Raw genomic sequence first — 9,227 nt, 5'->3', positions numbered from 1 at the left:
TCCATGGGACTTTTCGTTTCGCGGCGGATCGGCCAGGCTAATTTTCTCATCTGACTTATTTTCTGATTTAGTTCCCGCTTTAAAAGCACTTCAGAACTATCTTTCTGAATCAGTAAAATTGGAGCGAAAAAAATGAGCTATACCTTTACTGAAATAGAGCGCCTCAGCCTTATGGATGCCTTGCCTGGGTGCTCCGGACTTGAATTTGACCCATCCAATGGTAGATATTATGCAGTCGAATCAGCAGATCGCAACGCCGCTCCTTTCTACCGAATATTATCAGAAATTGTTGGCAATATAATATCGCGTGACGGTTATTATGATGCCGCAACATTATCCGATTTGCAAAGTGCAAAATTGTGGCTTGATGTTGCTATTGGCGCCAACAGTGGCACAGGTCCACATTCCGCATTTATTCGGGACTATACGAACCAGCAGGGCTTGCTCCGACTGGGCCGAAGCTTTAGTGCCGACGAAATGCAAGCTGCATCAAACGTCGTCGCTCGGAATCTGGTGAACGGTCTTCTTTTTGGAGAAAAAAAAGACAATCTCGCAGCTTGGACTTTGCCCAGAATCGATCAAATCGCCAGCCTGGACGCCTCGGCCATAGGCGAGACGCTGTTTGAGGACTCTCTTGGCAAAAGTGATACCGCAGTCAGTAGCAATGCGGCTTGGTCAGGGACGCTTGGGTTCAACTTGCTGGGCGGCCTAGCCCCATTCGAGACCTGGCGACTGATGACTGCGGGAGACCCAGGATCGGCGAAAGACCATACTCAAGCAAAGGCAAACACCCTGGACGACTTTAAGAATATTCTATTTGCCGTCGAGTCCTACAACACTGCACTACGGTCCGGATTTATTCAAGGATCTCTTGATTTTGTTCAATTTATCGCAGATTCACTGGCGTTTGCCGTTTCTCCAATAGTTGGTATCCCGACGGTACAAGCTGGACTAATAGCACAATATAGGATTTCCGCTTCGAATCCCGGATGGCCGTTGGGCTTTATTCGCGATATAGTGAGCCGCACACCCGAGTTGGCTGGAGTCGTAAACCTTATTACCGATGTGGGTAGTGAGCGCTTTCTGGACATGTTGGCAGGTGCCCTGCAGGGGCGCCCGGTGATCGGAGCAACGAACGCTGACAACTTGGTGAGGAATGCAAGCACGCTATTTGGCTCCATCCCGCCGGACGTATTGCATAGCCTAAAAGCGGAAATTCTCCCTGTAGATGCTGTTGCCTTGGCCTCTCGTGCGGCAGTCGACGTAAATGCACGGGTGGCGCTCTCGGCGATGTCGTTCGTTGCTGTTCAAGTCAGCGATGCAGTCGCGCAACGGTTCACGCTCTACAACGAAGAGGCCGGAAGCGGACAGATAACATCTCAATGGATCAATGATCGATCTCAAGCCCTCGTGGCATACGAGCGCTATTGGAACAGAAAGGAGACAGACGGGCTATTGAGTTGGGAGGCGGGGATACCATTCTTTCAGCTTGGTGACACCATTATCACGACCATGGGGATTGAGGGTAGCGCTGGGCAATTAGTTATTGATGGCATCGATTTTGGAATAGTTGACCCCAGCTATCTGACATTTGGGGCCGATACAAATGAAGTCCTTGCCGGAGGCTCCCGAGCCGATCGAATTTATGGGGGCGGAGGCGATGATTTAGTGTCTGGTGGTAGCGGAGACGACTATCTGGAGGGTGACGACGGACAAGACACACTGTTTGGCGGCAACGGTAACGATGTGCTCCTGGGTGGCGGCGGCGATGACATCTTAGAGGGAGGCCGTGGGGCGGACGCCCTACGCGGAGGCGCTGGAATTGATGTCTATCGCTTTCAGACCGGCGACGGCTCGGATGTGGTCATTGATGCTGATGGGCGTGGTCAAATTGTGGTTAATGGCGAAACCCTTACCGGTGGCACCGCTGTAGCAGGCGCCGGCTATTGGACAGCAACGGATGCCAGTGGGAACGAAATCCGGTTCCTAATCACCGACTCCGCCGGCGCCGGGCCCTTGACGATTGCCATGGGTGAGGACGTAATCACGGTACAGAACTACGTTAATGGTCGACTGGGCATTACCCTGCAGAGTGGCACCGTTCAGGCTCCGTCGACGACGAAATCGATTCTTGGCGATCTCTCGGCATGGGACTCCGATCCTGGCCCAGCGCTCGTATATCAGTACGACAACCTCGGCAACGTCGTTACGCTTACCAACACCCCTTCGCCCGGACGCGAGGATATCCTCTATGACAGCGCTGGCGACGATATTGTCAGTGCAGGCGGCGGGAGCGACTTCATCAACGCGTTCCGTGGCGGAAACGATATTCTTGAAGGCGGCAGCGGCTCCGACATTGTTTTGGCCGGTGCTGGCAATGATTTTCTCTTCGGAGATAGCCGAGTATCAATTACGGACGCTGTCGTGGCCGGCAGCCTTGGGGGATCGTCAACTATCCACGGCGACTGGCTCAATGGTCAGGGCGGAAACGATGTGCTAGTGGGCAGTGCACTCAAGGATTTGCTGTTTGGAGGCAACGGTAACGACATTCTCATCGGCGGCGCGGGCAACGACATCCTGGATGGAGATGACGACTACTCATCGATCACCTTCCCTTGGTACGGAGAGCGAGATGGTTGGGATATATGTATCGGCAGCGAGACCCTGCAGTCAGCGGCCGGCAATCCGTTCAATACTGGAAACGACCTGCTCTACGGAGGCGCAGGAGATGACCAGCTGATGGGTCTTCGCGGCGATGACGTGTTGTACGGCGAATCCGGCGCTGATGTACTTGTCGGCGGAGCAAACAATGACTCCCTGTTCGGCGGCGATGGCGACGACGTCATGACCGGTGATGAAGGCGTCGCCGCTTACAGGACAACCGGCATGCCGGTGGTGCAAGGCGACGATTTGCTTGATGGTGGTGCCGGAAACGATTGGATGCAGGGGGAAGGTGGCGACGATCATCTTCTAGGTGGCGACGGCGACGACACGATGTGGGGCGATGTCGGTGATCGGGTCGAGACCGAACATGACGGAAACGACTACCTTGACGGCGGCAACGGAAACGACTTGCTCGTTGGTGGTGGTGGGGACGACATCCTCTTTGGCGGTGCCGGTGATGACCAACTCTTTGGCGATGACGACTTGACGCCGGTCGCTTTGCAGGGAGATGACTACCTCGACGGCGGTGATGGGAATGACGTGCTGATCGGCTATGGCGGCAATGACTATCTCAACGGCGGCGCTGGTAGTGACTCTCTAAGCGGCGGCGACGGAAACGATGTCCTTCAAGGGGGGGCCGACAACGACCGGCTGGACGCCGGTGAAGGAAACGACACGTTGCTCGGTGGAGAGGGGGCCGATGTGCTAATTGGAGGCGGAGGAACCGATTACCTTGATGGCGGCGCGGGAATTGACTCGCTTCACGGAGACGACGGCGACGATATCCTGATTGGAGGTGCCAGCGTGGATTACCTTGCTGGCGGTTCGGGGAACGATACCTATCTGCTCAATTTGGGTGACAGCACTCTTGGCGCCGGCGGGGCGGAGACAATTGAGGATTCCAGCGGCGAGGACACAATCCGCTTCGGCGCGGGGATTGATCCGGACGCGCTACGGACTTACGGCTTAACAGACGGATCGCTCGGGATCTTGTATTCCGAGACCGATGGTGTTGTCGTGCGCGGCGGCTCGGTCAAGAAATTCGCATTTGCCGATGGCACCGCCGTCGGCCTCTCCGATCTGATCGCCCGGACATTCCGGGATCCCATTGCAAGCGCATCCCATACCGATGGCGCATTTGTGGGCGGCGGCGCCAACGACGATAGATTGAGTGCGAGCGGCGACAACGCCACCGTATATGGTGGCCGCGGCAATGACGCCATTGAACTGACTGGAGAAGCAGGCACATTGCGAATTGAAGAGGGCGATGGTCAGGACACAATTACGGGGGATGGGCTGCATCGCATCAAATTTGGCGTGGACATTCCAGCTCAAACTCTTCGCCTTCAACGCGCACAGGCCTATGACTACAATACCGGCTCCTGGGCCCACCAATATGTGCTTTCTTACGGCCACAGCGGCGGCTTGATTCAGTTTCCGGACAACGGTAACGCGGTGGGACTCATCTACGAGATGGCCGATGGCTCCGTACTCACCCATTCCGCGGTACTCGAGCAATCTGGGCTCGGCCTGATCTGGCATGGCACGGCAGCGGCCGAACATGTGATCGGGACCAGGTACGACGATTCATTGTATGGCGGCGGCGGCAAGGACGAACTGCATGGCGGCGCCGGCGACGACTGGCTCGACGGTGGAGATGGCGCCAACGTTCTCTTCGGGGACGATGGGAATGACACGCTCCAGGGTGGTGATGGCAAGACTGATGCTGATGTGCTGGATGGGGGCAATGGCAATGACGCGCTTTATGGACGTGGGGGCAACGACGCCCTGAATGGGGGGGAAGGCGACGACTGGCTCGATGGCGGTAACGGCAATGACAGTCTTAATGGCGGYGACGGCAACGACGAACTTTCTGGGGGGGCGGGTGACGATACGCTTCTCGGTGGCACAGGCAATGACAAGCTGTCCGGAGGTGAAGGCAACGACTATATCTCGGCAGGTACGGGGTTTGATTACGCCGATGGAGGCACGGGCAACGACATCTATGTACTAGACAACCTGGCCGGCGAACTTATCATCGTCGATCAATACGGCAAGAGCACCGTAGTGCTTGATGACGGTATTTCGCCCAACGACGTGAATGCCAGCTACCTCAACGGGGACGATGGGCGTCTATACCTGGCACTCAAGATCGGTGAGACCCGCACGGTCTATATCCAGCAGTCGTTCGATCAGAGTGTTCAGGCACTGCAGTTCGTCGACGCTGACGGGACGCTCCTTTCCGAGACACAATTTCATTTTGGCTCCGACCCACTCGTCTACCAAGCGCCCCGCAACCAGGCAGTCCGTATTTCAGGTGGACACGCTGATGACACTTTGATTGGCGGCGATCTCGGAGATGTCCTGACGGGCGGCGACGGCGCCGACAAGTTGGCGGGCGGCGCTGGTGCAGACACGCTCTACGGCGGAAACGGTGCCGACCTCCTTGTGGGCAATCAAGGGAATGACCAACTGTATGGCGGCGCAGGCATTGATACATATCGCATGGGCCGCGGAATGGGGGCCGACACAATCTACGAAACCGGATCGGAAGGCAGCATCCTTCAACTGGAGAAGGCCCTGTCCATTACCGACCTCGTTGCCTTCAAGACTGGTGACGACTTGCATCTCACGATCCGGAATACTTCTGCTGGCGTTCTGATCAAGGACTATTTCACTGGGCCGCAAAACTGGCAGGTTCGCACGGATGACGGAATCCAGGCAACGCTAGGCGACTTACTACAAGACTTGAGTCCGCCACCCAAGCCCTCTACCGTGACTGCGCGCTGGGACGCATACAGGACGGGGCTCAACGCAGCCTACGTTGAAGCCCTATATGGGGCGGGATATCAAACTAGCGACGGCGCATCATTCTCCCATACAAGGGTTTTGGATAGTGACTTCGACCACAATGCCTACTCGACAGACATCGCATTGAACTCGGATCAGCGATTCAGCGACGATGCGGAGATCCGCTACGGCTCCGATGGCTTTGAAACGCTTGCTTCTTCATACAAGAGCTGGAGCGAGCGACAGACCATCTCGCGATTGCAGAGCCCGATCCTTGCGACTGTGGCGGGGTCACAATATCTGTCGCTGTCTAACGGTTCTATCGCAGTCCCATTAAATTCGATGCTGATCCCAGTTTACGGAAACACCGTTTACTACAATTCACTCACAGGCGCGGCAGAGCGTGAGATTGTCGGCTACCGAGTCTATGCTCCAGCACCTGAACGTCCGACCCCTGTCTACCAAGACGAGGTAGTTACCAAGCGGTATTCGCAAAGAGATTTGCAACTGCAGCTAAATGCGCGGGAGCTGACGGGTGGAAGCTCGGATAACCATATCGCGTTTTCTGGCCAAATGATGGTTGATGCCGGCGCCGGAAACGACGTCATCATTGACAACACTAAAAGCAATCGACTCTACGGCGAGTTCCAGGCTAATTTCCGAGATCCCGTTGCAATTGGAAGTTTCCTTTATGGTAACGATGGCAACGATTTCGTGCTCGCTGGCGACCGCGACGATGTCATTGTGGGTGGGCACGGCGACGACCTGCTCTACGGCGGAAAGGGCAGCGACACCTACATCATGGAGGCAGGGGACGGACAAGACGTCATCGCAGATTTCGACACTGGTAGTCCGGCCATGGATGTACTAGAGCTTCCGGACGCCGTCTCGCTCTCATACCTTAGTGTCCGTTTTGTCGAAATGGACGCTCGGGGTCCTGGCCGCATATGGATGGATGAGAATGGCACTTGGGACACGAGTTTCGCTGCAACGCGCGCGTTCTGGGCGATGGAAGTCTCCTGGGGCACCACGGACAAGGTAACGATAGTTGTTCCCCGCGCGGATCAACTGGCGGGAAATGGAATCGAATTGTTCCAATTTTCTGATGGAACGACGGCGACTTTCGCAGATGTCAGAAATCTCGCGCCGGATATTCCCACCGTGGATGCTGACTCGCTAGACAATGTCATCCGCGCGGGCGGCATCGTCTTTGGTGGTGCCGGTAACGACACGATCACGCTCACCGAAAGTGGGTCGGCGTACGGCGACGCTGGCTTCGACTCGTTGGTTGGGAGCGATGGCGACGATATCCTCGCCGGAGGTTCTATGCCGCCCCGGATTGATTTCGATTTCGACCCCTCCAATATATGGGATGACGGTGGGATCTATGATGGGGGAAAAGGCAATGACCGGATCTATGCGACCGCGGGCAACGATGTCTTCGTATATCGTCTGGGCGACGGTTATGACACCGTGACAGACCAGCGGCACTATTGGCGCTATTTAAACTATGGCGGCCAGTATTTGGAAAACTCCGGCTGGAACAACGATGTTGACGCGCTCGAGAGCGCCCACGACGCACAACTGCGCGCCGGACATGACGTACTGCGGTTTGGCGAAGGCATCCATGCCTCCGACGTCCACCTGGAGAATGACGAGTGGGATCTTAGTGCCATCATCTCCCATCATGTGCGTGTAAATGGCCATTACTATGGCTATGACTATGACTATGACTATGACTATGACGAGGTCGAGGGGTGCGTCCAATTTGACAATTGGTTTGCAAAACTACCGGAACGGAACGGCCTGCGCACCGACGTACAAATCGAGAACCAACTCAGTCGCATCGAATTCCTTGACGGCACCGTTTGGAATATCAATCGCGACGGCACCTATTCCGTCGATGCAAGTGGCGTCCTGCAGGGGACGGAGGGGGACGATGCACTGCAGGTGACCCTGGGCAACCATCTGCTGGAGGCAGGTGCCGGCGACGATGTCCTCACAGGCGGCTCGGGTGATGACATGTTTGTTGGCGGGGCCGGCAACGACATCATCAATGCAGGCGCTGGATACGACATCATTGCGTTCAATCGGGGGGACGGCGTGGATACCGTTGCTGCAAGTGCCAAGTTCAGCAATACACTCTCGCTTGGTGGTGGCATCCGATACGATGACCTCCAGCTATCCCGTGTCGGCGATGACCTCAGGCTCAACGCAGGCGACGGGGAAGCCATTGTCTTCGAAGACTGGTACAGCAACGAGCGAAATCGCAGCGTTGGCACCTTGCAAATGATCATCGCGGACGACTACGATCCGACGGGAGATGACATGCACGCGCACCATGTTCAGCAGTTCGATTTCGGCGCGATCGTCAATCGCTTCGACGAAGAGCAGTCTTCAACACCGGAACTGTCGTCGTGGGCGCTTTCTGAATCGCTACTGGACTTTCACCTATCTGGCAGCGATGAAGCTGCGCTGGGGGGAGAACTAGCCTACCAATATGGTGCAACCGGGCAAATCGGGGCGGCCAGTTCAATGGTCGGGCTGATCTCAAGCGGAGAATTCGGTCGACGGGACCAGTCCGTAGGCGTCTGAGCGACCTCCCCGAACACGGTTGAACAAGTAACCGACCCGTCGCGCACTTTGTTAGGGTGCGTGACGGGTCGTCTCGCACTATTGTTTCTTGGCCCGCCCCAGGGGGCGATGAGAGTCTTGTCAAATCGCAGAGAATCGTCAGATCGAGTCCCAGCTAATACACCGCCGACTTTCAACAATTCTTGTTAACGGCTCGGACAGGAACCGCCGTTTTTCTTTTTCTTGTTGCCAGCGCGTCCGGGACGCCTCCATGCTCAAGCGAGGAAATCGCAATTCTTCTCGACATAGTCGGCAAGATCCAGCGAATGCTGCCGCACCAGCTTCTCGGCCAGATCCGTATCACGCGTCTCCAGCGCCTCGATAATGCGCAAATGATCGACGATGGAGCGTGAAGCACGATCACTCTGCGAGATCGTCATCTTCCGTATCGCACGCACATGGACAAAGATATTCCTGATCGAATCCATGATGACCTGCGATTTCGATAGCTGCACGATCGCCTGGTGGAAAGCGATATTCGCGTCGGAATACTCCTCGATATGCTCCGCCGGCGTGGCATCGCGAAAGCTGTCGAACATACGGCGCAACTTCACGATCTCATCGTCGCTGGCATGCAGGGTGGCAAGCCGCGCGGCCATGCTCTCCAGCGCCGCCCACACCTGGATCATCTCCACGATCTCGCGCTTGGTCTTGCGCATGATGTAGATGCCGCGCCGCGGCACCGTGCGCAGGAAACCCTCCTGCTCCAGCAGCGTCATGGCTTCGCGGATGGGGGTGCGGCTCACGCCTAGCGCTTCGCTCAGGACCCGCTCGTCCAGCCGGATTTCCTCGGTCGACTGATAGATATCGGCGTCGGCAATGGCCTGGCGCAGCATGGCGTAGGCCTGGTCGCGCAGGCTGGCGCCGGCATTGATCGGTTGCAGGGACAGGGTCAGTCCAGCTGGCTGGACGGCGGATGGGCTTTGCACAGACATGAATGGGCTCTTGTTGATACCAGCGCCTTGGCACACAGGACCGTGGCCACCGGCTTACCGCCTAGCTTACCAAAGCCAGCCATCGCATGAGTCAAATGCATAGCAAAATGCACAACTGACATAAATAGGCCACCAGCATTTACGGTTTTACGTATATGGTATATCACATGGTGCGCCGCCGTAACTGGCCGGCGCCACCATTTC

Annotated in this window: 2 protein-coding genes; one reads left to right on the top strand and one right to left on the bottom strand. The window is 56.4% G+C overall.

Features of this window, described 5'->3' with window-relative positions; all coding sequences use genetic code 11:
- The first annotated feature begins 132 nt into the window (after positions 1-132).
- Entirely contained in the window at positions 133-8,049 is a 7,917-nt protein-coding gene (locus AC1DQ3_RS13055) for a hypothetical protein (protein WP_477120607.1), read from the top strand.
- A 254-nt stretch (positions 8,050-8,303) separates the two neighbouring features.
- Here AC1DQ3_RS13055 and AC1DQ3_RS13050 read toward each other — a convergent pair whose 3' ends face one another.
- Positions 8,304-9,023: a GntR family transcriptional regulator gene (locus AC1DQ3_RS13050; protein ID WP_477120606.1), complete on the bottom strand. Its 720-nt coding sequence runs from the start codon at positions 9,021-9,023 to the stop codon at positions 8,304-8,306.
- Between the last annotated feature and the right edge of the window lie 204 nt (positions 9,024-9,227).

This window comes from Cupriavidus sp. 01T418 (assembly GCF_056398885.1).
The sequence above is the reverse complement of the archived record's forward strand: the minus strand, read 5'-3'. Positions and strand labels throughout refer to the sequence as shown.